At 66.5% G+C, this 24,540-nt stretch carries 20 protein-coding genes and 1 pseudogene; 19 read left to right on the top strand and 2 right to left on the bottom strand.

All coding sequences use genetic code 11. The features are described 5' to 3' along the window. Window positions 1-66 precede the first annotated feature (66 nt). The 7 genes from ACCQ12_RS15935 (at window position 67) to ACCQ12_RS15905 (ending at window position 8,728) form a co-directional block, all read left to right on the top strand. Window positions 67-1,338, top strand: a complete 1,272-nt coding sequence (locus tag ACCQ12_RS15935) for an OprD family porin (RefSeq protein WP_372382213.1) — start codon at window positions 67-69, stop codon at window positions 1,336-1,338. 35 nt (window positions 1,339-1,373) lie between these two features. After that, on the top strand, window positions 1,374-2,915 hold the full coding sequence (gene garD, locus ACCQ12_RS15930; RefSeq protein WP_372382212.1) for a galactarate dehydratase: 1,542 nt from the start codon (window positions 1,374-1,376) through the stop codon (window positions 2,913-2,915). A gap of 349 nt (window positions 2,916-3,264) precedes the next feature. Continuing rightward, a complete protein-coding gene (locus tag ACCQ12_RS15925) occupies window positions 3,265-3,645 on the top strand; it encodes a RidA family protein (RefSeq protein WP_022972872.1) in 381 nt (126 codons plus the stop codon). Between the two features lie 30 nt (window positions 3,646-3,675). Further along, complete coding sequence (recG, locus tag ACCQ12_RS15920; protein ID WP_372382211.1) at window positions 3,676-5,820, top strand: ATP-dependent DNA helicase RecG; 2,145 nt, start codon at window positions 3,676-3,678, stop codon at window positions 5,818-5,820. A 135-nt stretch (window positions 5,821-5,955) separates the two neighbouring features. Beyond that, window positions 5,956-6,894, top strand: coding sequence for a nucleoside hydrolase (locus ACCQ12_RS15915; protein WP_047695641.1), 939 nt, complete (start codon window positions 5,956-5,958; stop codon window positions 6,892-6,894). Window positions 6,895-6,966: 72 nt separating this feature from the next. Further along, window positions 6,967-7,209, top strand: a complete 243-nt coding sequence (locus ACCQ12_RS15910) for a type B 50S ribosomal protein L31 (RefSeq protein ID WP_039409907.1) — start codon at window positions 6,967-6,969, stop codon at window positions 7,207-7,209. A 229-nt stretch (window positions 7,210-7,438) separates the two neighbouring features. After that, on the top strand, window positions 7,439-8,728 hold the full coding sequence (locus tag ACCQ12_RS15905) for a citrate synthase (protein WP_039409911.1): 1,290 nt from the start codon (window positions 7,439-7,441) through the stop codon (window positions 8,726-8,728). Window positions 8,729-8,858: 130 nt separating this feature from the next. On the opposite strand, the gene ACCQ12_RS15900 is transcribed toward ACCQ12_RS15905, so the two are convergent. Both ACCQ12_RS15900 and ACCQ12_RS15895 read right to left on the bottom strand, forming a co-directional pair. Beyond that, the gene (locus tag ACCQ12_RS15900) at window positions 8,859-9,509 is read right to left on the bottom strand and encodes a hypothetical protein (RefSeq protein ID WP_372382210.1); all 651 of its coding nucleotides are present in this window, start codon (window positions 9,507-9,509) and stop codon (window positions 8,859-8,861) included. Between the two features lie 250 nt (window positions 9,510-9,759). Then, on the bottom strand, window positions 9,760-12,186 hold the full coding sequence (locus ACCQ12_RS15895) for a penicillin-binding protein 1A (protein ID WP_506191667.1): 2,427 nt from the start codon (window positions 12,184-12,186) through the stop codon (window positions 9,760-9,762). 215 nt (window positions 12,187-12,401) lie between these two features. Between ACCQ12_RS15895 and ACCQ12_RS15890 the strand changes: the two genes are divergently transcribed. The 12 genes and pseudogenes from ACCQ12_RS15890 to ACCQ12_RS15835 all read left to right on the top strand — a co-directional run bounded on the left by ACCQ12_RS15890 (window position 12,402) and on the right by ACCQ12_RS15835 (window position 24,508). After that, window positions 12,402-13,460 (top strand): pilus assembly protein PilM, encoded by a 1,059-nt coding sequence (locus ACCQ12_RS15890; protein WP_039409920.1) that lies wholly within the window; start codon window positions 12,402-12,404, stop codon window positions 13,458-13,460. Next, window positions 13,460-14,212 (top strand): PilN domain-containing protein, encoded by a 753-nt coding sequence (locus ACCQ12_RS15885; protein ID WP_184438467.1) that lies wholly within the window; start codon window positions 13,460-13,462, stop codon window positions 14,210-14,212. Before ACCQ12_RS15890 ends, ACCQ12_RS15885 begins: the two co-directional genes overlap by 1 nt. Further along, on the top strand, window positions 14,209-14,874 hold the full coding sequence (locus ACCQ12_RS15880; RefSeq protein ID WP_047695637.1) for a type IV pilus inner membrane component PilO: 666 nt from the start codon (window positions 14,209-14,211) through the stop codon (window positions 14,872-14,874). Before ACCQ12_RS15885 ends, ACCQ12_RS15880 begins: the two co-directional genes overlap by 4 nt. Further along, complete coding sequence (locus tag ACCQ12_RS15875) at window positions 14,871-15,404, top strand: pilus assembly protein PilP (protein WP_011038332.1); 534 nt, start codon at window positions 14,871-14,873, stop codon at window positions 15,402-15,404. The genes ACCQ12_RS15880 and ACCQ12_RS15875 overlap by 4 nt, the downstream gene beginning before the upstream one ends. After that, window positions 15,394-15,837: pseudogene (locus ACCQ12_RS15870) on the top strand (AMIN domain-containing protein); the annotation flags it as partial. The gene ACCQ12_RS15875 and the pseudogene ACCQ12_RS15870, both read left to right, overlap by 11 nt. Next, window positions 15,820-17,304: a type IV pilus secretin PilQ gene (locus tag ACCQ12_RS15865; protein ID WP_372383640.1), complete on the top strand. Its 1,485-nt coding sequence runs from the start codon at window positions 15,820-15,822 to the stop codon at window positions 17,302-17,304. The pseudogene ACCQ12_RS15870 and the gene ACCQ12_RS15865, both read left to right, overlap by 18 nt. A 160-nt stretch (window positions 17,305-17,464) precedes the next feature. Then, window positions 17,465-18,484, top strand: coding sequence for an AAA family ATPase (locus tag ACCQ12_RS15860; RefSeq protein ID WP_372382209.1), 1,020 nt, complete (start codon window positions 17,465-17,467; stop codon window positions 18,482-18,484). 22 nt (window positions 18,485-18,506) lie between these two features. Continuing rightward, window positions 18,507-19,469, top strand: a complete 963-nt coding sequence (locus ACCQ12_RS15855; RefSeq protein ID WP_372382208.1) for a DUF58 domain-containing protein — start codon at window positions 18,507-18,509, stop codon at window positions 19,467-19,469. Window positions 19,470-19,471: 2 nt separating this feature from the next. Next, a complete protein-coding gene (locus ACCQ12_RS15850) occupies window positions 19,472-19,933 on the top strand; it encodes a DUF4381 domain-containing protein (protein WP_372383639.1) in 462 nt (153 codons plus the stop codon). Beyond that, entirely contained in the window at window positions 19,930-20,937 is a 1,008-nt protein-coding gene (locus tag ACCQ12_RS15845; RefSeq protein WP_039565391.1) for a vWA domain-containing protein, read from the top strand. Before ACCQ12_RS15850 ends, ACCQ12_RS15845 begins: the two co-directional genes overlap by 4 nt. Next, window positions 20,934-22,757, top strand: coding sequence for a tetratricopeptide repeat protein (locus ACCQ12_RS15840; RefSeq protein WP_372382207.1), 1,824 nt, complete (start codon window positions 20,934-20,936; stop codon window positions 22,755-22,757). Before ACCQ12_RS15845 ends, ACCQ12_RS15840 begins: the two co-directional genes overlap by 4 nt. Continuing rightward, on the top strand, window positions 22,754-24,508 hold the full coding sequence (locus tag ACCQ12_RS15835) for a BatD family protein (RefSeq protein WP_372382206.1): 1,755 nt from the start codon (window positions 22,754-22,756) through the stop codon (window positions 24,506-24,508). The genes ACCQ12_RS15840 and ACCQ12_RS15835 overlap by 4 nt, the downstream gene beginning before the upstream one ends. The last annotated feature ends 32 nt before the right edge of the window (window positions 24,509-24,540 follow it).

Here is a 24,540-nt window from a genome sequence, read left to right as displayed (position 1 = left end):
CGCCTGCTGCCCGCGCGTGGGCAGCAGCGCCTGACCGCGTGGTCACCGCAGGTGGAGAACCGAGCAATGAAAAGCATGATGGCACTCAGCGGCGCGGCGCTGCTGGCGGTCGGTGCGGGCGGCCGTGCGCGGGCGCAGGAACCGGACGCGGGATTCTGGAACGGCGCAACGGCCGAGGTCACCGCGCTCAACTTCTACTACAACCGCGATTTCCGCAGCGGCGACGGGCAGGGCAAGCGCGCCGAATGGGCACAGGGCTTCGTGGTGGATGCCAAGAGCGGTTACGCGCGCGGCCCGATCGGTGCCGGGCTGGATCTGCTCGGCATCGGCGACTTCAAGCTCGATGGCGTGCGTGCCGAAGGCGGCACCGGGTTGCTGCCCAACAATGACGACGGCACCGCGCAACATGCGTTGGTGCGCGTGGCACCCACGCTCAAGCTGCGCGCCTCGCAGACCGAGGTGAAATGGGGCAGCTTCATTCCCAACGAGCCGCTGGTACGCGCCAGCATCACCCGCATCATGCCGGAGACGTTCCAGGGCGTGACGCTGGAATCCAAGGACATCCCCAAGCTCGACCTGCTGCTTGCCCGCTTCACCAGCGCCTGGTATCGCGATGGCGACTCGCGCGTGCCGATCACCTTGACCAACAAGAACCGGCGCTTTCTGGGTACGCCGGATTCGGATGCGCTCAACCTGGTATCGGCCACCTACACGCTGGTGCCCGGAACGCAGCTGCGCTATCAGGGCGCGGTGATGGAAGACATCTACCGCCAGCAGCTGTACAACCTGATCCAGACGCACACGTTCGGCAAGGACCAGCTCCGCGTCGACCTGCGCTATTTCCGCACCGACGACATCGGCCAGTCACGTGCCGGCCTCATCGACAACCGCATGTTCAGCAGCATGCTGTCCTGGCGCACGGGTGGGCAGGAATTCGGTGCCGGCTATCAGAAGCTGACCGGGCTCAGCGCCATGCCGTGGCCGGGCGGCACCGACGGCAATGTCTTCAACTGGACCTTCATCAACGACTTTCTCGAACGCGGCGAACGCAGCTGGCAGCTGCGCTACAGCATCGATGGCAAGAGCATCGGCATCCCCGGGCTCAGCATCATGGCGCGCTACATCAGTGGCGACAGTGCACGCCCGGCAACCTATGCGGGCGAAGGCCGCGAATGGGCGCGCGATGTGTTGACTACATATCAATTCCAGGGCGAGCGTTTCAAACATGTGAGCGTCATCTGGTTCAACGGCACCTTCCGCTCCAATTACCAGCGCAATGTCGATGAGAACCGCCTGATCCTGCAGTACCAGCGCCAGTTCGACAGCCCCGACCGGTAATGCAGTCCACCCCACGTTTGCAAGGTAGCCCCACGATGTCCGCAACCCGGCAACCCACCCGTTGGCTCAGCATCCGCGCCCATGCGCGCGACAATGTCGCCATCGTGGTCAACGATGACGGCGCGCCGGCCGGTGCCGCCTTCGCCGATGGCTTGACCGCCATCGAGCACATTCCGCAAGGCCACAAGATCGCGCTGGTGGACCTGCCCGCGGGCGCAGCGGTGATCCGCCTGGGCGCGGTGATCGGCACCGCCAACGCCGACATCGCGCGCGGCGCGTGGGTCAGCGAGCAGCTGCTGGCGATGCCCGAGGCCCCAGAGCTGGCCGCACTGGATCTGGCGCTGCACCTCGCGCCGGAGCCTGAGCCGCTTCACGGCTACACCTTCCAGGGCTACCGCAATCGCGATGGCAGCGTGGGCACGCGCAACATCCTGGGCATCATGACCAGCGTGCAATGCGTGGTCGGCGTGCTCGAACATGCGGTAGAGCGCATCCGCACCGAGCTGCTGCCCAGGTATCCCAATGTCGATGACGTGGTGGCGATCAACCACGTCTACGGCTGCGGCGTGGCGATCACTGCGCCGGAGGCGATCATTCCCATCCGCACGCTGCGCAACATCGCCCGCAGTCCCAACTTCGGTGGGCAGGCGCTGATCGTTGGGCTTGGCTGCGAAAAGCTCGCCCCCGAACGCCTGCTCCCGGACGATGCCAGCGCCGACGATAGCGGCGTCTACCGGCTGCAGGAAGCCAGCCTGGGCTTTGCCGACATGGTTAGCTCGATCATGACCATGGCCGAAGAACGGCTGCGCCATCTGGATACCCGCCGCCGCGAAACCGTGCCGGCCAGCGAGCTGGTGGTGGGCATGCAGTGCGGCGGCAGCGATGCGTTTTCCGGCGTCACCGCCAATCCGGGTCTGGGCGTGGCCGCCGACCTGCTGGTGCGTGCCGGCGCCACGGTGATGTTCTCCGAAAACACCGAAGTGCGCGACGGCATCCACCTGCTGGTGCCGCGCGCGGCCAATGCCGATGTGGCCAAGGCGCTGGTGCGCGAAATGGCCTGGTACGACGCCTATCTGGCACGCGGCCAGGCCGACCGCAGCGCCAACACGACACCGGGCAACAAGAAGGGCGGGCTGGCCAATATCGTGGAAAAGGCGATGGGCTCGATCGCCAAGTCCGGCTCCTCCCCGATCAATGGCGTTGTCCCGCCGGGCGAGCGCGTCAAAGGGCGCGGCCTGCAGTACTGCGCCACCCCGGCCAGCGATTTTGTCTGCGGCACGCTGCAGGTGGCGGCCGGCATGAACCTGCATGTGTTTACCACCGGGCGCGGCACGCCTTACGGCCTGGGCATGGTCCCGGTGATCAAGGTGGCCACCCGCAGCGAACTGGCGCAGCGCTGGTCCGACCTGATGGACATCGATGCCGGCGGCGTGGCCACCGGCACCAAGACGCTGGAGCAATTGGGCTGGGAGTTGTTCCAGCGCTATCTGGATGTGGCCAGCGGCCAGCGCACCTGGACCGAGCACCACCGCCTGCACAACGACCTGGCGCTGTTCAATCCGGCGCCGATTACCTAGTCCTGGCCCTCTCACGGGAGAAGGCGCGCCTCCCTTCTCCCGTCGGGACATTGTCCCCCTTCATGGGGGAGAAGGTGTCCCGAAGGGGCGGATGAGGGTACGTGCGCAGCCTCACGCACTACGCCACAAGCGTCCAGCAGCGCACACCCACAGCCTCACTGAAGCCATGGCGCGCGCAAGCGAAAGCCAGCCGCAACCAATACCATGGCAAGACGCCCAGTCCACCGAGCAACGCGCCGCTAGTCCGCCAGCTACCGCCCGCGCGCAGCCATCCCTCATTCCCCCATTCGCCCGTCAACCGCATGCGCCGATACAATGCGCGTTCGTTTTCAGCGTTGACGGAGTCGCCATGTCCCAGATCATCCATACCGACCAGGCGCCCGCCGCCATCGGCCCGTATTCGCAGGCCGTGCGTGCCGGCAACACCGTGTATTTCTCCGGCCAGATTCCGCTCGACCCGGCCACCGGCGAGATCGTGCCGGGCGATATCGGTGCGCAGGCACGTCGCGCGTTCGACAACCTCAAGGCGGTGGCCGAAGCGGCCGGCGGCTCGCTCGACAAGATCGTGCGCCTGGGCCTGTATCTCACCGACCTCGGCCAGTTCGCCGCCGTCAACGCGGTGATGCAGGACTATTTCCAGGCCCCGTTCCCCGCGCGCTCCACCATCGAAGTGTCCGGCCTGCCCAAGGGCGCCGGCTTCGAAGTCGATGCGGTGATGGTGCTCGAGTGATCGTGCGCAACTGAGCCGATTCGATCCGTCGTGCCGCGCGCGCGTCCCGTCACCCCGGCCCTGGCCGCCGCCGGCCAGGCACCGCTGTCCAGCCTGCCCGGGGTCGGCCCGAAGGTGGCCGACAAATTCGCCGCGCGCGGCATTCTGAGCGTGCAGGACCTGTGGCTGCATCTGCCGCTACGCTATGAAGACCGCACCCGCCTGACCACGATCGCGCAGCTGCAGAGCGGCGTGCCGGCGCAGATCGAAGGGCGGGTCGATGCGGTGGAACGCGGCTTCCGCTTCCGCCCGGTGCTGCGCGTGGCGGTCTCGGACGATTCGCACGGTAGCGTGGTCCTGCGCTTCTTCCATTTCCGCGCCGCACAGGTGGCGCAGTTTGCCGTTGGCACGCGCGTGCGCGTGTTCGGCACCCCCAAGCCCGGCCAGCAGGGCTGGGAAATCGTGCACCCCAGCTACCGCGTGCTCGCGCCGGACGAAGACGCGGGTCTGGGCGACAGCCTGGACCCGGTCTATCCGGTGCTCGAAGGTGTCGGCCCGGCCACGTTGCGCAAGCTCATCGGCCAGGCGCTGGAGCGTCTGCCGCCGGAAGCGGCGCTGGAATTGCTGCCGCCGCACTGGCTGCAGGACGAGCAACTGCCATCGCTGCGCGAGGCATTGCTGACCATGCATCGCCCGCCGGTGAATACCGACCCGCAGCAGTTGCTCGCCGGCGGGCATCCGGCCCAGCAGCGCCTGGCCATCGAAGAACTGCTGGCACACCAGCTCAGCCTGCGTCGCCAGCGCATCGCGCTGCAGCGGTTTCATGCGCCGGTGTTGCCCGGCAATGGCACGTTGGTGCAGCAATTGCGCAGCGTATTGCCGTTCCAGCTCACCGGCGCGCAACAACGCGTGTTCGCACAGATCGCGCACGACCTTGCGCAGCCATCGCCGATGCTGCGGCTGGTGCAGGGCGATGTCGGCAGCGGCAAGACCGTGGTTGCTGCGCTGGCGGCGATGCTGGCGGTGGAACAGGGCAAACAGGTCGCACTCGCCGCGCCCACCGAACTGCTGGCCGAGCAGCACCTCACCAATCTGCGCGGCTGGCTGGAGCCGTTGGGCGTGCGCATCGTCTGGCTGGCCGGCAAGGTCACCGGCAAGGCGCGCGCTGCGGCGATGGCCGAGGTCGCCTCCGGCCAGGCGCAGGTGGTGGTCGGCACGCATGCGTTGATGCAGGAGGCGGTGGTCTTCCATGACCTGGCGTTGGCCATCATCGATGAGCAGCACCGCTTCGGCGTGCATCAGCGCCTGGCATTGCGCGACAAGGGTGCGGGCGCCGGCAGCGTGCCGCATCAGCTGGTGATGACCGCCACGCCGATCCCGCGCACGCTGGCGATGTCGACCTACGCCGATCTGGACGTCTCGTCCATCGACGAACTACCGCCTGGCCGCACGCCGGTGCAGACCATCGTGCTGAGCGCAGAACGCCGCCCCGAGTTGGTCGAACGCATCCGCGCCGCCTGCGCCGAAGGACGGCAGGCGTACTGGGTGTGCACACTGATCGAAGAAAGCGAAGACCCCGGCAAGGGTGCGCCAAACGGGCCGCCACGCATCGAAGCGCAGGCCGCAGAAGTCACCTTCGAGGCCTTGTCGGCGCAACTGCCCGGCGTGCGCGTCGCACTCGTGCATGGCCGCATGAAGCCGGCTGAGAAACAAAAGGCCATGCTCGATTTCAAGCAGGGCCGCAGCGATCTGCTGGTGGCCACCACCGTGATCGAAGTCGGCGTGGACGTGCCCAATGCCTCGCTGATGATCATCGAAAACGCCGAGCGCCTGGGCCTGGCACAGTTGCACCAGCTGCGCGGCCGGGTCGGTCGCGGCGCGGCCGCTTCCAGTTGCGTGCTGCTGTACCAGGGCCCGCTGTCGATGATGGCGCGCCAGCGTCTGGAAACCATGCGTCAGACCAACGACGGCTTCGTGATCGCGGAAAAGGATCTGGAGTTGCGCGGCCCCGGCGAACTGCTCGGCACACGGCAGACCGGCCTTGCCAGCTTCCGCATCGCCTACCTAGCGCGTGACGCCGGCTTGCTGCCGCGCGTGCAGGTGCTGGCCGAACGGCTGCTCGCCGACGCGCCGGAAATCGCCGACCGCGTCGTCGCGCGCTGGATCGGTGGCGCGGTGCGGTATGCGGCCGCTTGAGCGGCCGGGAATCGGGAGTCGGGATTGGGGAATCGTCAAAGCGGATTGCTGCGACCTGGGCGTCGTTGATTCGCGTGGCCGGCCGATCCTTGCGAAGATGCGGTAACGAATCCCGAATGCCCAATCCCGAATCCCATGACAAAAAGAATACCGCTGCTGATCGACACCGACCCGGGCGTGGATGACGCGCTGGCGCTGCTGATGGCCTTCAACGACACCCGCCACGAGGTGGTCGGGCTGACCATCGCCGCCGGTAACGTCGGCCTGGATCACACCGTGCGCAACGCCTTGAAGGTGTGCGAGATCGCCGGGCGCACCGATGTGCCGGTCTACGCCGGCTGCCCGCAGCCGCTGCTGCACCCCTCGGTGGATGCGGCGCACGTGCACGGTATCGACGGCTTCGGCGACGTGGGGCTGGCACCGGCCAAGCGCACTGCCGAGGCCGAGCATGCGGCGCTCGCCATCCTGCGCCTGTCGCACGAACACGCCGGCGAGCTGCTGCTGGTCGCGCTTGGCCCGCTGACCAATCTTGCGCTGGCGCTCACCCTGGACCCGACCCTGCCGCAGCGCGTGGCACGGCTGGTGGTGATGGGCGGGGCGCTGACTGGGCACGGCAACATCACCGCGGCGGCCGAATTCAACATCGGCTTCGACCCGGAGGCCGCCCACATCGTGTTCCGCGGCTTCCCGCAGTTCGACGTCGCCGACTGGGAGGCCACCATCGCGCACGGCCTGCTGCACCGGGACGTGGAGCAGTGGCTGGCCGCCGACACCCCCCGCGCCCGCTTCTACGAGGAAATCTCGCGCAAGACCCGGCTGTGGTCGGAAGACAGCCGCGGCGAGTACTGGTATGCGGCCGATGCGCTGGCCATGGCGTTCGCCCTGCATCCGGAAGGCGCGCAGAAGCTGGAGCAGCGCCCGGTGCACATCGAGCTTTCGGGCACCCATACCCGCGGCATGACCCTGGTGGACTGGAACCGCCAGGGTGGGGCGCCCGACAACGCCAACCTGCTGCTGGCCTATGACCTTCAGCAGTTCTACGGCCTGGTCGGGGCCGCCCTGGCCGCCAGTTAGGGCCCGCCTTGCGCCGGGCAAGTGGGGGCCGCTATAATGCCCGGCTTATCCAGGCAGCCCGGCGCCAAGTCCATGAAAGATAACGTGCATCCCAACTACAAAGACGTCGTCTTTCACGACGTGACGTCCGATTTCAAGATTCTGACCCGTTCCACCATGAGCTCGAAAGAGACCGTGAAGTGGGAAGACGGCCAGGAATATCCGCTGGTCAAGGTGGAAATTTCCTCGGCGTCGCACCCGTTCTATACCGGCAAGCACAAGGTGATCGACACCGGCGGCCGTATCGACAAGTTCCAGAAGCGCTACGCGCGCTGAACTTGCAGGACGGGCTGTACCGGCAGCGGCCGCGCATTGCGCGGCCGTTGTTTTTTGGGTCGCCCGCGCTTCGTTTGCGCGCCCCCGGCCAGTGCGTCTACGACTTCTGTCCAAGCGACGGCCAAAATGCTGCTGTGCGATAATGACGTGATCCGAGGCGACCCCTTGGACTTCCATCACGTGCCTGCCCATGTGGGATCAGGCGCCTTCCACTGAAGGAGCGTACACAGTGTCCGATCTTGATCAGGTCACGCTCAACGCCGGCGACAAGTCGGTCGTTCTGCCGGTTCTCAAGCCCACGCTGGGCAATGACTGCGTCGATATTTCCAAGCTGACCAAAGAAACCGGTCTGTTCACCTACGACTCGGGCTTCACCGCCACCGCCAGCTGCAAGTCGGCCATCACCTATATCGATGGCGACAATGGCGTGCTGTTGTACCGCGGCTACCCGATCGAACAGTTGGCCGAGAAGTCCAGCTTCCTGGAAGTTTCGTACCTGTTGATGAACGGCGAACTGCCGACGGCGGACGAATTCAAGAAGTTCGACCACGAAGTGACGCATCACACGATGATGCATGAGTCGCTGAAGAACTTCCTCGGCGGTTTCCGCCACGACGCGCACCCGATGGCCATGCTGGCCGGCTCGGTCGCTTCGCTGTCGGCGTTCTACCACGACACCCTGGACCTCAACGATCCGGAGCAGCGCCGTCAGGCCGCCATCCGTCTGATCGCCAAGGTGCCGACCCTGGCAGCTGCCGCGTACCGCTATTCGATCGGCTGGCCGATCCGCTACCCGCGCAACAACCTGAACTACGTCGACCGCTTCCTGCACATGATGTTCGAAGTGCCGAGCGAGCCGCTGGAGATCAACCCGGTCGTGGCCAAGGCGCTGGATCTGCTGTTCATCCTGCACGCCGACCACGAACAGAACGCCTCCACTTCGACGGTGCGCCTGGTCGGTTCAACCGGTGCCAACCCGTACGCGTCGGTGGCTGCCGGCATCACCGCACTGTGGGGCCCGGCACACGGCGGCGCCAACGAAGCGGTGCTGAAGATGCTCGAAGAGATCGGCACCGCCGATAACGTCGAGTCCGCCGTTGCCAAGGCCAAGGACAAGAACTCCTCGTTCCGTCTGATGGGCTTCGGTCACCGCGTCTACAAGAACTTCGACCCACGCGCCAAGATCATCCGCGAGATGACCCACAAGGTGCTGGGCGAGCTGGGCGTCAACGACCCGTTGCTGGAAGTGGCATTGAAGCTGGAAGAAGCCGCTCTGAAGGACGACTACTTCGTGCAGCGCAAGCTGTACCCCAACGTCGACTTCTACTCGGGCCTGATCTACAAGGCGCTCAATATCCCGGTGGAAATGTTCACCGTGATGTTCGCCATTGCGCGTACCGCCGGCTGGGTGTCGCATTGGCTGGAGCAGCAGGTCGACCCGGAAATGAAGATCGGCCGTCCGCGCCAGATCTACACCGGCTACGACAAGCGCGACTACACCGACAGCGCCAAGCGCTAAGCGGTTTCAAGTTGTCTGCGTAAGCAAACGCCCCGCACCGCGGGGCGTTTTGCGTCGTGGCTTGCGGTCTGCCGGATGAGTGACTGGGTCTGCACGCCTGGGCCCGGTGGCGCCGCGTGTTCGGTACGGCTCAGGGCAGTTGCTGTACGTAACCCTGGCGCTCGTCATCGGCCAGCAGCTGCCGCACCTGCGCCGCCGAGGCGCGCGGCATCGGTTTTTCGTCCAACTGCGACAGCGGTGCCTGCCGCAACGCGTCGTAGGGCAGCACGGTCAGGTCGAAGGTGAGCTCCTCGGCACTGAACAGCCACACCGGGAAGTCACCAGTGCGGTCGCGATCCAGGCGCAGACGGCGGGTGCGCGCCTCGGCCGGAATGCGGTGGTCTTCCAGAAACCGCTGCACTGCATCCGTGTCGTCGCTATGCAACTGCAATTGCACCGGCGCGTTCGCATCGGCGGTGCCGTCCAGCACCGGGCCGGTCAGTCGCGGTTGAAACGGGCTGAGAAATTCCAGTGCACGCACGGCGGCTTCGCGGCGTTGGCGTAGACGCATGCCATGCCCGGGTCCGGCGAACAAGCGTTGGTATTCGCGCAATGCATCTTCGATCTCGCGGTTGCGCGGCAACGAGGCATCGTCATGAATGCCGAGCCGGCTGGCGGCCTTGAGCTTGGCCTGATGAAAATCGCGGATACCGCCCTCGGCCATCAGGCGGGCGGCCTCATGCGCCAGACGATGGCGACGCTCCCGGGTGCGTGTATCGGCGTGCTCGCGTGCGTGTTGCATGACCCGGCTCCCCTGATGAACCTGGGTTCGACTCTACAACAGCTGCATGAAGACATGGCGAATGCGTCGCGCCATGTCGCGCACGAACCGCGTCGTACTGCCGATTTCGCTCAATCAGGCAATCAGCCACAACGGCAGCTGCCTGTTCGCGTCACTGCACCTGCCTCACCCGCCCAGGAAAAAGGGGAACCGGAGCAGCCCCGCTGTTCCGATTCCCCATTCCTCAATCCCGACTCCCGATTCCCGGTCGTCAGAAAATATCGAAGGCCTTCTCGTCCTGCTGCTCCTGCAGGCCGTAGTCGTAATCCTGCAGGCGATCCAGGTCCTCGTTCTTGACCCATTCGACCGCTCCATTGATGGTGGCCTGGGTCATGCCATCGGGCGGGTCGTTGGCGGCGATCGGCTTGTCCTTGAGTGCCACGCGCATGTAGTCGATCCAGATCGGCAGGGCGGCCTTGCCGCCGTATTCGCGATAGCCCAGCGAGCGGAAGTCGTCGCGGCCCACCCACACGGTGGTGGCGTAGGGGCCGCCGAAGCCGGAGAACCAGGCGTCGCGGTGGTCGTTGGTGGAACCGGTCTTGCCGCCGACGTCCTCGCGGCCGAGCACCTTGGCCGCGGTGCCGGTGCCGCGCTGGACCACGTCGCGCATCATCGACACCAGCTGGTAGGCGGTGCGCTCGTCGATGGCGCGCGGGGCGATCTTGGTTTCGGCAATCGGTGCCGGCGGGGCGTCTGCCGGCGTGGGTGCGGCATCGGCTACCGGTGCAGGCGGTGTTGCCGGTGCCTGCGCGCCGAAGTTGAAACCGTCCACCACCTGGCTGACCGGGGCGACATTGCCGCCCTGCAGTGCGCAGGTGCGGCAGGCCACGGCAGGCACTTCTTTGAAGATGACGTTGCCATCGCGGTCCTTGATCTCGTCCACGATCCAGGTGTCCACGCGTGAGCCGCCGTTGGCGAACACCGCATAGCCGCGTGCCACCGAGAGCGGGGTCAGCGATGCGGTGCCCAGCGACATCGACAGGTTGGGCGGCAGCTCTGCTTCCTGGAAACCGAACTGGCTGATGTATTTGCGTGCAAAATCGACGCCGATCGCATCCAGCAGCCGCACCGACACCAGGTTGCGTGACTGCACCAGCGCCTCGCGCAGGCGCATCGGGCCGCGGAATCCGCCGCCATCGTTCTGTGGCGACCAGGTCTTGCCGCGGCGGTCGCGGAACACCACCGGCGCATCCAGCACGATCGAGGCCGGGTTGAAGCCCTTTTCGAAGGCCGCCGCGTACACGAAGGGCTTGAAACTCGAGCCTGGCTGGCGGCGTGCCTGGGTGGCGCGATTGAACTTGTTGCCGGCAAAGCTGAACCCGCCGACCAGTGCGCGCAGTGCGCCGCTGTTGGCGTCCAGCGACACCAGGGCCGCCTGGCCACGCGGCAGCTGGTCGATGATCCACTCGCCGTCCTTTTCGCCTGGCCGGATGCGGGTCAGGTCGCCGCGCGTCAGCAGCTTGGCGGGCGTCCTGCCGGTCCAGCGGCTGGCCGAGGCAGGCAGGGTGAGCTCGGTCTTGTCGTGCTGCACGACAGTGACGCCGCCATCGGGGTTGCTGCGCGCCACGATCACCGGGCGCAGCCCGCCCTGGGTATAGGCGCCTTGCAGATGTTTGGCCAGCGCGGCCGCGTCGGCTTCGGCGGCGACGTCGAAATGCTGCTCCACGCCATGCCAGCCGTGGCGGTGGTCGTACAACCGCAAACCGTCGTTGATGGCCACGTCCGCGCCCGTCTGCAGGGTGGCATCGATGGTGGTGGTGACGTGGTAGCCCTTGTTGAGCACATCGCCACCGTACTTGGCGATCATCTCCTGGCGGACCAGTTCGGCCACGTACGGCGCGTAGACCTCGACCGGCGGCTCGTGCGGCTTGGCATGCATCGGCACCGCCTTGGCCGCATCGGCTTCGGCCTGGCTGACGAAACCCAGGTCGGCCATGCGCTGCAGCACGTAGTAGTCGCGCCGTTCGCGGGCGCGTTCCGGGTTGCTGATCGGGTTGCCGCTGGACGGGAACTTGGGAATGCCGGCCAGCGAGGCCATCTCGTCCAGGCTCAGCTCACTCATCTTCTTGCCGAAGTAGTACTCGGCGGCCGCACCCACGCCGTAGGCGCGATTGCCGAAAAAGCTCTTGTTGAGATAGAGCTCGAAGATCTCGTCCTTGCTCAGCTCACTCTCGATCTTGCGTGCCAGCAGGATCTCGGCGAGCTTGCGGGTGTAGCTGTACTCGGAACTGAGGAAGAACTGCCGCGCCACCTGCTGGGTGATGGTCGAGCCGCCCGGCACGCGCTTGGCGTCGGTGGTGGCCAGCAGCCACACCGCACGGCCGATGCCCTTGTAGTCCACGCCCCCGTGCTCGTAGAAGCGCGCGTCCTCGGTCGCCAGGAATGCCTGCTTCAGCCGCAACGGCACCTCCTTCATCTGGATCGGATAGCGCCGGGTCTCGCCATACACGGCCATCAGGCGGCCGTCGCTGGCATACACGTACATCGGCTCCTGCAGCTCGACCTGCTTGAGCGACTGCACATCGGGCAACTTCGAGGAAATGGCGTAATACAGGCCGCCGGCAGCGATAGCGCCAAGCAGTGCGAGCACGACGAGCGCGGCCAGGATCCAGCCCAGCCAACGGCGAATACGGGGCATGTAAGAGAGATTCCGATTGCAGATTTCTTGGTCACAGAGTATAGATGACGCCGGGTTTGGCTGGGGCCGAACTCTGGGGATCGCAGAAGACAGCAAAGGGGTCACGGTCGCGGGGTCATTGCCTTGCGCGTGAAGGGCTTGTCAACTGTTAAAATTTGATTATTAATACGAGGGCGCAGACATGCGTCCAAGTGCCCGTCGGCAGGGGAGTTACCGTGGGGCTTCTACCCAAGAGTCAGTCGCCACTGATTGGTGTCGATATCAGTTCCACTGCGGTCAAGCTGTTGCAGCTGTCGCGCAGCGGGAATCGTTTCCGCGTGGAGCACTACGCGGTTGAACCGTTGCCGCCCAATGCGGTGGTGGAAAAGAACATCGTCGAAGTGGAGGCGGTCGGCGAAGCCATTCGCCGCGCCATCAACCGTTCCGGCAGCAAGGCCAAGAACGCGGCAGCTGCCGTGGCTGGCTCGGCGGTGATCACCAAGTTGATCCCGATGCCGGCCGACCTGGACGACAGCGACATGGAGGCCCAGGTCGAACTGGAAGCCACCAATTACATTCCGTACCCGATCGAGGAAGTGAATCTCGATTTCGAGGTGCTGGGCCCGATGCCCAACAGCCCGGACATGGTCCAGGTGCTGCTGGCCGCCTCGCGCTCGGAAAACGTGGAACTGCGCCAGTCGGCGCTGGAACTGGGTGGCCTGACCGCCAAGGTGATGGACGTGGAGGCCTTCGCGGTCGAAAACGCGTTCGCCCTGGTCGCCAGCGAACTGCCGGTCGCCGCCGATGCGGTGGTTGCGCTGGTCGACATCGGCGCCACCATGACCACGCTCAGCGTGCTGCGCTCCGGGCGCAGCCTGTACAGCCGCGAACAGGTGTTCGGTGGCAAGCAGCTCACCGACGAAGTGATGCGCCGCTATGGCCTGACCTACGAAGAAGCCGGCCTGGCCAAGCGCCAGGGCGGGCTGCCGGAAAGTTACGAGGTCGAAGTGCTGGAGCCGTTCAAGGAAGCGACGGTGCAGCAGATCAGCCGTTTGCTGCAGTTCTTCTATGCGGGCAGCGAATTCAATCGTGTCGACTGCATCGTGCTGGCCGGCGGGTGCGCCGCGCTGTCACGCCTGCCGGAGATGGTGGAAGAGCAGCTGGGCGTGACCACCGTGGTCGCCAACCCGCTCGCACAGATGACGCTGGGCCCGAAGGTTCAGGCCCATGCGCTGGCGCTGGATGCGCCCGCCTTGATGATCGCCACCGGCCTGGCCCTGAGGAGCTTTGACTGATGGCAAGAATCAATCTATTGCCCTGGCGCGCCGAGCGCCGGAAGGCGCGTGAGCGCGAGTTCTATTCGATGCTGGGCTTCGCCGCATTGGGCGGGGTGCTGTTGTCGGCGTTGATCTGGTTCTACTACGACGCGCAGATCACCGGCCAGACCGAGCGCAATGCGTTCCTGACCACCGAGATCGACAAGGTCAAGGCGCAGAACGAAGAGATCAAGGAACTCGACAAGAAGAAGGACCGCCTGCTTGCGCGCAAGAAGGTGATCGAGGAGCTGCAGGCCAACCGCTCGCAGATGGTGCACCTGTTCGATTCGCTGGTGCGCACCATTCCCGATGGCGTGGCGCTGACCAACATCAAGCAGGACGGCGACATCCTGACGCTGGAAGGCCGCTCGCAATCCAATGCCCGGGTCAGTGCCTACATGCGCAACCTGGAAGGTTCGGGCTGGATGACCAATCCGGACCTGTCGATCATCGAGGCCAAGAGCCAGGACAAGGCCGGGCAGCCTGCCACCTCGTCGATGGACACCAAGACGCTGCCGTACGTGTTCACGCTCAAGGTCAAGCTGGCCAACCCGAACGAAGCTGACAAGAACGGCACGACGCCGGGCGTGGTGGATCCGGCCGCGCCGGGTACCACTGCACCGGGTGCAGCACCTGCCGGTGCCACGCCTGCTGCCCCGGCAGCGGCGCCTGCACCGACGCAGGCAGCACCGGCGCCCGCCAACCGGCCGCAGGAGGGGGCGGCGTCATGAGTAAGAAATCATTCAAGCTCAGCGATCTGGATTTCAACAACATCGGCGGTTGGCCGCAGCAGGCACGCATCGTGTTCTGCGTGGTGGTTGGCCTGTTCATCCTGGTGCTGGCCTGGTTCCTGTTGATCAGCGGCAAGCGCGATGAGCTGGAAGGGCTGGAAGGCACCGAATCCCAGCTGCGCGCCGAGTTCGAGACCCAGCAGGGGCGCGCGGTGAATCTGGAGCCGCTCAAGCAGCAGCTCGCGCAGATGGAGCAGGTGCTGCAGCAGATGCTGCGTCAGCTACCCAGCAAGACCGAAATGCCGGATCTGATCATCGACATCTCGCAGACCGCGTTGTCCAGCGGCCTGTCCAACGAGCTGTTCCAGCCGGGACCGGAATCGCCGAAGGAGTTCTATGCCGAGAAGCCGATCGCCCTGCGCATGGTGGGCAGCTACCACCAGTTTGGCGCCTTCGTCAGCGGCGTGGCATCGCTGCCGCGCGTGGTGATCCTGACCATGCACGACATCAACCTCAAGCCCAAGGATGCCAAGGCCGGCATCACACCGCGCGGCGCGCTGGAGCTGTCCGGCACGGTCAAGACCTATCGTTATCTGGACGATGAGGAAATGGCCGAGCAGGAGAAGGCGGCGGCCGACGCGGCGAAGAAGGGCGGCCAATGACCATGAAACTGCTCAAGATCCTGTCCTGCGTGGCGCTAATTGCTGTATTGCCGGCGTGCACGCGCGGTGTGACCAGCACCCCGGGCGATGCGCCGAATCTGGAAGCCTGGGTGGCCGAAGTGCGCGCGCGCCCTGCGCCGCCGCTGGAGCCGTTGCCGGTGATGCAGCAGTTCGAGACGTTCGAATATGCCGCACAGGTGATGCGCGACCCGTTCAGCGACGCCTGGGTCAGTGCGGAAGGCGGCAACGGCACGCGTCCGGATCCGAACCGGCGCAAGGAGCCGTTGGAGGCCTTTCCGCTCGACGCTCTCGACATGGTGGGGACCATTGGGGGCGGCTCGGGTCTGATCGCGCTGGTGATGGCACCGGACAAGGTGACCTACCGCGTGCGGCCGGGTGTGTATCTGGGACAGAGCGATGGCCGGGTGACCGGGGTCTACGAAGACCGCATCGAGCTGATTGAACTTGTGCCGGACGGTGCGGGTGGATGGCTTGAACGGCCGGCCGCGCTCGCATTGGATGATCAATAAAGTGATAGGGGATAGCACGATGACGTTTTCCAATGCCCAGCGGCTGCGTCCGGTTCGACGCCACGCGATGCTCCAGGCCTGCGCGTTGGGATGCGCGCTGGCGCTGGCCGGCGGCAGCGCGTTTGCCGCCGCCGCGCTGACACAGCCCGCGCAGGACCCTGCCAAGACCGCTCCGGCGAGCCTGGCGGTGTCCAAGATCGATTTCAAACGCGGTGACGATGGCGCGGGCCGCCTGATCCTGAAGTTCGACGGGCAGGGCGCCAGCCCCGATCTGCGCACCCAGGGCGACAGCGTGCTGGTGGACATCAGCAACGCCAAGCTGCCGCCCGAGCTGCAGCGCCCGCTCAACGTCACCGACTTCGCCACGCCGGTGCAGCGGGTGGAGGTCAAGCCGTCCGGTTCCGGTTCGCAGCTGGTGCTGTCGACCAAGGGCGCCTTCGACTCGCTGGCCTACCAGACCGGCAACGAATACGTGGTGGAAATCACTCCGCGCAAGGGCCAGCCGGCCGTTGGCGGCGTGAGCGCCGCGTCGGTCACCCAGGCCGCCGCGCAGATTGCCGCGCGCGGCTACAGTGGTCGCCCGGTGACGTTCAACTTCCAGGACGTGCCGGTGCGCACCGTGCTGCAGCTGATCGCCGAAGAGTCCAACCTCAACATCGTCGCCTCCGACACCGTGCAGGGCAACGTCACCCTGCGCCTGATGAACGTGCCGTGGGACCAGGCGCTGGACATCGTGCTGCGCGCCAAGGGCCTGGACAAGCGCCGCGATGGCGGCGTGGTCTGGGTCGCCCCGCAGCCGGAGCTGGCCAAGTTCGAGCAGGACAAGGAAGACGCGCGTATCGCGATCGAGAACCGCGAGGATCTGATCACCGATTATGTGCAGATCAATTACCACAATGCGGCGGTGATCTTTAAGGCGCTGACGGAGGCGAAGGGGATTGGCGGTGGTGGTGGTGGGCAAGGCGGGCAAGGTGGTGCCGGTCAGCAAGATAATGGCTTTTTGTCGCCTCGCGGACGTTTGGTTGCTGATGAACGCACCAACACCTTGATGATCAGCGACATTCCGAAAAAGGTCGCGCAGATGCGCGAGCTGATCTCGCATATCGACCGCCCGGTGGATCAGGTGTTGATCGAAGGTCGTATCGTGATTGCAACCGATACGTTTGCGCGTGATTTGGGTGCGCGATTCGGGCTGGGCGGTACGCATACTTATGGCGATAACGTTGCGACTATCGGCAATACCGTTAGCGGCGGTGGAACTGCTGCGGGTCGAGGCCTGAACGTTAATCTGCCGACGGGCGCCTTTACCAGCGGCGCTTCTGCGCCGAGCCTCGCCTACACGCTGCTGGGTTCCAATTTCAATCTGGATCTTGAGCTCTCCGCCCTCCAGCAGGAAGGTCGAGGCGAGGTGATCTCCAACCCTCGCATCGTGACGTCCAATCAGCGTGAAGGTGTGATCAAGCAGGGGCGTGAAATTGGCTATGTCACTATTACCGGCGGTACTGCGGGCCAGGCGGCGACGCCCAATGTCCAGTTCAAGGAAGTGCTCCTGGAGCTGAAGGTAACGCCGACGATCACCAACGACAATCGCGTCTTTCTCAACATGAATGTAAAGAAGGACGAAGTTGATCAGCTGATCGAACTGCCCAACTACGGCACGGTGCCGTCGATCAACCGTCGCGAAATCAACACGGCCGTGCTTGTGGACGACGGGCAGACGGTCGTGATTGGTGGCGTGTACGAGTTCACTGATCGCGCCAGTGTCAACAAGGTTCCGTTTCTTGGTGACGTCCCGTTCCTTGGCAATCTGTTCAAGAGTCGCGGCCGCAGCAAGAGCAAGGCCGAACTGCTGGTGTTCATTACACCGAAGGTGCTCCGCGTCGCGTCCGCGGTTCGCTGATCTGCTGGCTTAGACAAAGCCTGGCATGCGACTCGCTGCCAGGCTTTGTCGTGTATGGATGCCTGCAGCTGGCTAATCCCGGGCATGACCCCCGTCACTCACTGAACAATGCGTGGGTTGAAGGTGAACCAATCGCGTTCGAATCGGTCACACTGGACCTATGAACGCACCGCCGCTCCTCCCGCCAGAAGCCGCCGCCGCGCCCGCCGAGGACCGGCTGCATCGTCAATTCACCTCGCTGCGCGAGTCGCTGGCGCAGCGCATCGTTGGCCAGTCCGCGCTGGTGGAACGGCTGTTGATCGCCCTGCTGGCCGATGGCCATCTGCTGGTGGAGGGCGCGCCGGGCCTGGCCAAGACCACCGCGATCCGCGCGCTGGCCTCGCGGCTGGAAGCGGATTTTGCACGGGTGCAGTTCACCCCGGATCTGTTGCCCGCCGATCTGACCGGTACCGAGATCTGGCGGCCGCAGGACAGCCGGTTCGAGTTCATGCCGGGGCCGATCTTCCACCCCATCCTGCTGGCCGACGAGATCAATCGTGCGCCGGCCAAGGTGCAGTCGGCGCTGCTGGAGGCGATGGGCGAACAGCAGGTGACCGTTGGCCGGCATACGTACGCGCTGCCGCAGCTGTTCCTGGTGATGGCGACACAGAATCCGATCGAGCAGGAGGGCACGTTCCCGCTGCCCGAAGCGCAGTTGGACCGTTTCCTGATGCATGTGCGCATTGGCTATCCGCAGGCCGATGCCGAGGCGGAAATCCTGCGTCTGGCGCGCGAGGCGGCCCGCGACACTCTGGAAAAGCACGAGACCGTCCCCGACAGGATTCCGTTGGACGACGTCTTCGCCGCACGCCGCGTGGTGCTGGATGTGCACCTGGCGCCGCAGCTTGAGCGGTATCTGATCGAGATCGTGCTGGCCTCGCGCGACCCGCAGCGCTACGACCCGGCATTGGCGCGGCGCATCGCCTGGGGCGCGAGCCCGCGCGGTTCGATCGCCCTGGAGCGCTGCGCGCGTGCGCGCGCGTGGCTGGCCGGGCGCGACTACGTCACCCCCGACGACATCCGGGCCATTGCGCCGGACGTGTTGCGCCACCGCGTATTGCCCAGCTACGAAGCCACCGCCGAAGGGTGGGATGGCGAGCGCCTGGTCACCGCGTTGCTGGACAAGATTCCGCTGCCCTGATCGGGCAGCGTGCTACCGAGGTATGCGGCCCTCCCGCCCGAGCCCGATGTCTTCGATTCCGTCCTTCCTCCCAGCGAACCCACCGGCATCCGTGGCCGGTGACGGCCTGCGGCCCAGTCTTGCCGAGTTGATCGCGTTGCGCGGCACCGCGCAGCATCGCGGGCAACCGGGGCGTGGCCGGCATGGGCTGGTGGGGCCGGTGCCGGCCGCCACGCGCGGGCGTGGGATGGAATATGCCGAGTCGCGCGAGTACGTGGCCGGTGACGATGCGCGGCATATCGATTGGCGCGTCACCGCGCGCACCGGGCGGGCGCATACCAAGCTGTTTCAGGCCGAGCGCGAGCGCTTGAGCCTGATCGTGGCCGACACCTCGCCTGCGCTCTTCTTCGGTACCCGCGTGCGTTACAAGTCGGTGCAGGCCGCCCGTGCCGGCGCCGTGGCGGCATGGCTGGCGCAGCGCCAGGGCGACCGTGTCGCGGCCTTGCGCGGCACCGCCAGCGAGGCGCCGATCGCGCCGCGGTCGGGGCAGCGCGGTGTGCTGCCGGTGCTCGATGCCCTGGCGCGCTGGTATGCGCAGCCGCCTGCTGGCGACGCCGGGTTGGAGGTTGCCCTGGATCATGCGGCGCGGCTCCTGCGGCCAGGCGCGCGCCTGACCGTGCTGGCCGATGCGCGCAGTGCGAGCCGGATCTCCGCAACGCGCTGGTCCGGCCTGGCGTTGCATCACGAGGTGGTGGTGATCGTGCTGGTTGACCCGCTGGAGCTGTCGCCGCCAGCCCGCGCCCTGAGTTTCGATGTGCGCGGTGAGCGCATTGCGGTGGATCTTGCCAGCCAGGCTGCGCGCGCGCGCTGGCAGGCCGAGTTCGTCGCGCCGCTGGAGCAGCTGGCCACACTGCTGCAATCGCGCGGCGTACGCGTGCATCGCCTGTCCACCGACGATGCCAGCGACGCGTGGCTGGGCGGCAGCACCCTCATGCGGGGCGCATGACGATGAGCCCGCAGGCACTGCCGCTGCGCGATGTTCATCTGCCGCCGTCGCCGCCGTGGTGGCCGCTGGCGCCGGGCTGGTGGCTGCTGATCGCGGCATTCGTGCTGGTGCTGGCCGGTGTGTGGTTCTGGTGGTGGCGTCGCCGCCAACGGCAACGTCGCTGGCTGGCGGCTTTCGATGCAGAGCTGCAGCGTGCCGCAACGCCTGCGCAGCGTCTGGCAGCGCTGTCGGCCCTGCTGCGCCGCGCTGCGCGGCGCGTCGATGCGCAGGCCGATCGGTTGCAGGGCGATGCCTGGCTGAAGTTTCTGGATGGCCGCAACAGCAAGACGCGCGCATTTTCGCAAGGGCCGGGTCGCGCGCTGCTCGACGGCGGCTTTCAGCGCGCCCCGGCGGTGGCCGACCTGGACGCGGTGCAGGCACTGGCGCGTGCCCGGTTTCTGGGTCTGATGCGGGGCCAGCGATGAACTGGCTGCAGTGGTCGCAGTGGCAGGACGCGCTGGCGCATTGCGCCTGGCCCTGGGCGTGGTGGTTGATGCCGCTGCCGCTGCTGATGTGGTTCTGGCCGCAACGCGGCCAGGAGTCTGCGGCGCTGCGCGTGCCGTATGCCGATCAGCTGCATGCGGTAGCCCAGGCGCAACGCGCGCCGTCGTTGCGCATGCCGCGCTGGCTGGCGTGGCTGGGCTGGTTCTTGTTGTGCGCCGCGCTGGCGCGTCCGCAGCAGCTGGGCGAGGTGATCCAGCCGCCGCGCGAAGCACGGCAGATGATGCTGGCGGTGGATCTTTCCGGCAGCATGAGCGAACCGGACATGGTGCTCGGTGGCAACGTGGTCGATCGCCTCACCGCCGCCAAGGCGGTGCTGTCGGACTTTCTGGATCGGCGCGACGGCGATCGCGTCGGCTTGCTGGTGTTCGGCCAGCGCGCGTATGCACTGACGCCGCTGACCGCGGATCTGACCTCCGTACGCGACCAGTTGGCCGACAGCGTGGTGGGGCTGGCCGGGCGCGAGACTGCGATCGGCGATGCGATCGCGTTGTCGGTGAAGCGGCTGCGCGAGCAGAAGCAGGGCCAGCGGGTGGTGGTCCTGCTCACCGATGGCGTCAACACCGCCGGGGTGCTCAACCCGTTGAAGGCGGCCGAACTGGCCAAGGCCGAGGGCGTGCGTGTGCACACCATCGCTTTCGGTGGCAGCGGCGGGTACTCGCTGTTCGGCGTGCCGATTCCGGCTGGCGGAAACGACGATATCGACGAGGATGGGCTGCGCAAGATCGCCGAGCAAACTGGCGGACGTTTTTTCCGTGCCCGCGATACCGAAGAGCTGGCGGGCATCTATGCCGAACTCGATCGCCTGGAGCCGGTGAAGGCCTTGGGTCCGTCGGTGCAGCCGCGGGTCGAACGCTACTACTGGCCGCTGGGCGCAGCCATGGTGATCGCGTTGCTGGCATACGTGTTGCCGCGGAGATGGCGATGAGCGCGCCCACCGAACTGCTGGCAGCGTTGCATCTGTTGCGCCCCGACTGGCTGTGGGCGTTGCTGGCGATCGTGCCGGCGGCGCTGCTGTGGCACGTGCGCCGGCGCAGTGCCGATGTGTGGCGTCACAGCGTGGACGCGCACCTGCTGCCGGCCTTGCTGGTGGCCGGCGGGCGGCGCGGATGGCTGGGTTTCACGCTGGCCGCGCTGACCTATGCGCTGGCGGTGGTGGCGATGAGCGGGCCGAGCTGGCGGCAGACCGAGCGCCCGGTGTTTCAATCCAGCATGCCGTTGGTGGTGGTGCTGGATCTGTCCTCCAGCAGCCTCGCCACCGACCTGCCGCCCTCGCGCCTGCTCCAGGCGCGCGCGAAACTGGCCACGTTGCTGCGCAAGCGCGCCGGTGGCGATGTGGCGTTGCTGGTCTATGCCGGCGAAAGTTTCACCGTCGCGCCCCTGACGCAGGACGCCGCCAACGTGGCCGTGTTTCTGGATGCGCTGTCGCCGTCGGTGATGCCGGTCGATGGCAAACGCGCCGATCGGGCGATCACGGCGGCGAGCCAGTTGCTGCAGCAGGCCGGCTTCAAACAGGGCGACATCCTGGTGGTCAGTGACAGTGCCGATGGGTCGGCAGAAAGCGCTGCCCGCACCGCACGCGCACGTGGGTTCCGTGTCTCCGCCCTGGGCATCGGCAGTGTGCGTGGTGCCGCTTACCGTACCGGTAGCGGCGAGATCGCCCAGGCAAGACTCGACGAGGGCAGCCTGCGCGATCTCGCCGGTCAGGGTGGCGGGCGCTATGCGCGCATTGCCCCGGACGACTCGGATCTGCAGGCGCTGGGCGTGCTCGATCCTGCCCAGCAGCCGCTTGCCGATGAGGCGGCCGAAGCCGGCGGCGGCAAGACCTGGCTCGATGAGGGTTACTGGCTGGTGATGCCGGTGATGCTGTTGGCGCTGCTGGCGTTTCGTCGGCGCGCGGTTGTGGCGGTGCTGGCACTGGTGTGCATGTTGCCGCTGGCGCAACCTGCACGGGCGGCGGACGGCACCTTGTGGCAGCGTGCCGATCAGGTGCAGCAACGGCGTCTGGATGCCGGGGTGCAGGCGTATCGCAAAGGGGACTTTGCCGCTGCGCAGAAGGCGTTCGAAGCGGTGCCGACCGACGAGGGCTTGTACAACCTGGGCAATGCGCTGGCGCGCCAGGGCCGCTACGACGAGGCAATTGCAGCCTATGATCGCGCGCTCAAGCAACATCCCAACCAGCAGGATGCGATCGCCAATCGCGCGGCAGTCGACGCGGCGCGCAAGCGGCAGCAGCAGGACAACGAGGACGGCAAAGGTCGGGACGGCAAGAGCCAGTCCAAGGATCAGAAACAACCCGGCCAGGATGGAAACGGGCAACAGCAGGCGGGCCAGAATCAGCAGGACGCGCAGTCCGGCCAGGATGGGCAGAAGCCGCAGGACGGCAAGCAGCAGCCTTCCGACGCGCAGATCCCGCAGGACGGCAAGTCGCAGGATGCGCAGTCCAAAAGCGGGCAAGGCGAGCAGAGCAGGCAGGACACGCCACCGCAGTCTGCCGATGCCAGGGCGCAGCAGCAGGCCGATGAGGCGCAGCGTCGCAAGATGCAACAAGCCATGGCGCAGGCGGGCGACAAACAGGCGGACGCAGGCGGCACGCAGGAGGCCGCCGCCGCAAGCGAGACGCCGCAGCAACGCGAGCAACGCCAGGCGGTGGATGCGTGGTTGCGGCGGGTACCGGACGATCCGGGCAGCTTGCTGCGGACCAAATTCAGGCTGGAATACGAACGCAGGCAACGGGACGGACGATGATCGGCAGACACCACTTGCGCCGCGCGGCGATCGGCATGCTGGCCTGCATGATGCTGCTGGTTGGCGCACCAGCGGGCGCGGTCACGCGTGCGTGGCTTGATCGCGATAGCGCCAATGCTGGCGACGTGGTGATGTTGAACATCGAAACCGACCAACGCGGCGTCGATCCGGATTACACGCCGCTGCGCACCGATTTTTCGCTGGGCGCCAAGAGCGCCAATCAGCAGATGCAGGTGACCAACGGTTCGGTGACGGTGCGTGCCTTGTTCGGTGTGGTGCTGACGCCGCGCAAGAGTGGTGAACTGATCGTGCCGGCGATACGGGTGGGCAATGAGCGCACCGAACCGCTGCGCCTGCAGGTGGTTGGAGCGGCGAACGATGCCGCCAGCAGTTCCAGCGGCGCTGCCGGCGGGCCGAGTGCGGCGCAGGGCAATGAAGAAGCTTTCGTCGAGACCCGGGTGGACGACCCGCAGCCCTATGTGCAGCAGAGCGTGGGGGTGGTGGTGCGCTTGTACTTTGCCAATCAATTGGCATCGGGCGAGCTGGATCTGGAAGCGCCCGATGGCGCGTCGCTGCAACGCATCGGCGATGACGTCAGTTCGGTCAAGCTGGTCAACGGCCGCCAGTACAACGTGGTGGAGCGGCGCTATCTGCTGGTGCCCGAGCGCAGCGGCCGGCTGGTGCTGCCCCCGGCGCGATTCAACGGGCGATCGGTCGGCGGATTCTTCGACGATTATTTCGGTCGCGGCAATGGTGAGCTGAGCGCGCGCAGCGCCAGCATTCCGCTGCAGGTGCGCGCCCAGCCGGCCAACGCGCCGCAGCCCTGGCTGCCGCTGCGCAGCCTGCAGTTGCGCTACACGGCCACGCCGCAACGCGCCACTGCCGGGGAGGCGACGCAGTTCGTGGTGGAAGCCAGCGCGCGCGGCGCCACCCAGGCGCAGTTCCCCGAGTTGCCCACGCCAAGCGTGCCCGATGCGCAGGTGTTCGCCGAGCCGCCGCAATACGAAGAACGCTTTGTGGACGGCTCGCCGCAGCTGCGCCTGACGCGCCGCTATTCGATCGTGCCCAACCGCGCCGGCCCGCTGGTCGTGCCTGGGCTGCAGGTGGCCTGGTGGGATGTCGGCGCAGGCGCGGCCAAGACTGCAGCGGTGCCGGATCTGACATTGGATGTTGCGGCGGGCAGCGGGGCCTTTGCGGCACCGGCCCCGGCACCTGCGCCGACAGGCAGCCCGGCAAGCAACGACGCGGCGCCTGCGCCAGCAGCCAGTGCGCTGACGTTGCAGCAGCAGCCGTCGCCAGCTACGCAACAGCCGTGGGGATGGATGGCCGCCGCCGCAGGCTTTGCGATGTTGTGGGTGGTGACGTTGGTATGGGCGTTGCGGCGCCGGTGCGGCACGGCACGCAGTGCTACCGAGGCCGCCGTCGGCGACGCGCCCATGCCCGGCAAGCGTGCAACCCATGGCGTGGCCGAGCTGCGCCGCGCGCTGGACAGCGGGGGCATGGACGATGTGGCAAACGTGCTCTGTGGCATGGCCGGTGTGGCCGATATCGACAGCGTATTGGCCGCCTTGGCCGATCCCGCCCAGCGCGACGCCGTGGCGCGAATGCAACGTGCGCGCTGGGGTGGCGACGGGGATGTGGCAGGGGCACGCGCCGCGCTGCGCGACGCATTTGCCAAGGGTCCCCGCTGGCGGCATGCGAGCGCGGCGGAGCCCGAGGTGCTGGCGCCGTTGTATCCGCCGGCGTCTTGATCGGCTGCAATGAAGCGATGGCGGTTGACGGC

Source organism: Xanthomonas sp. NCPPB 1068, assembly GCF_041479385.2.
Classification (GTDB): Bacteria; Pseudomonadota; Gammaproteobacteria; order Xanthomonadales; family Xanthomonadaceae; genus Xanthomonas; species Xanthomonas cannabis.
This window is presented reverse-complemented; position numbering and strand designations above follow the sequence as displayed.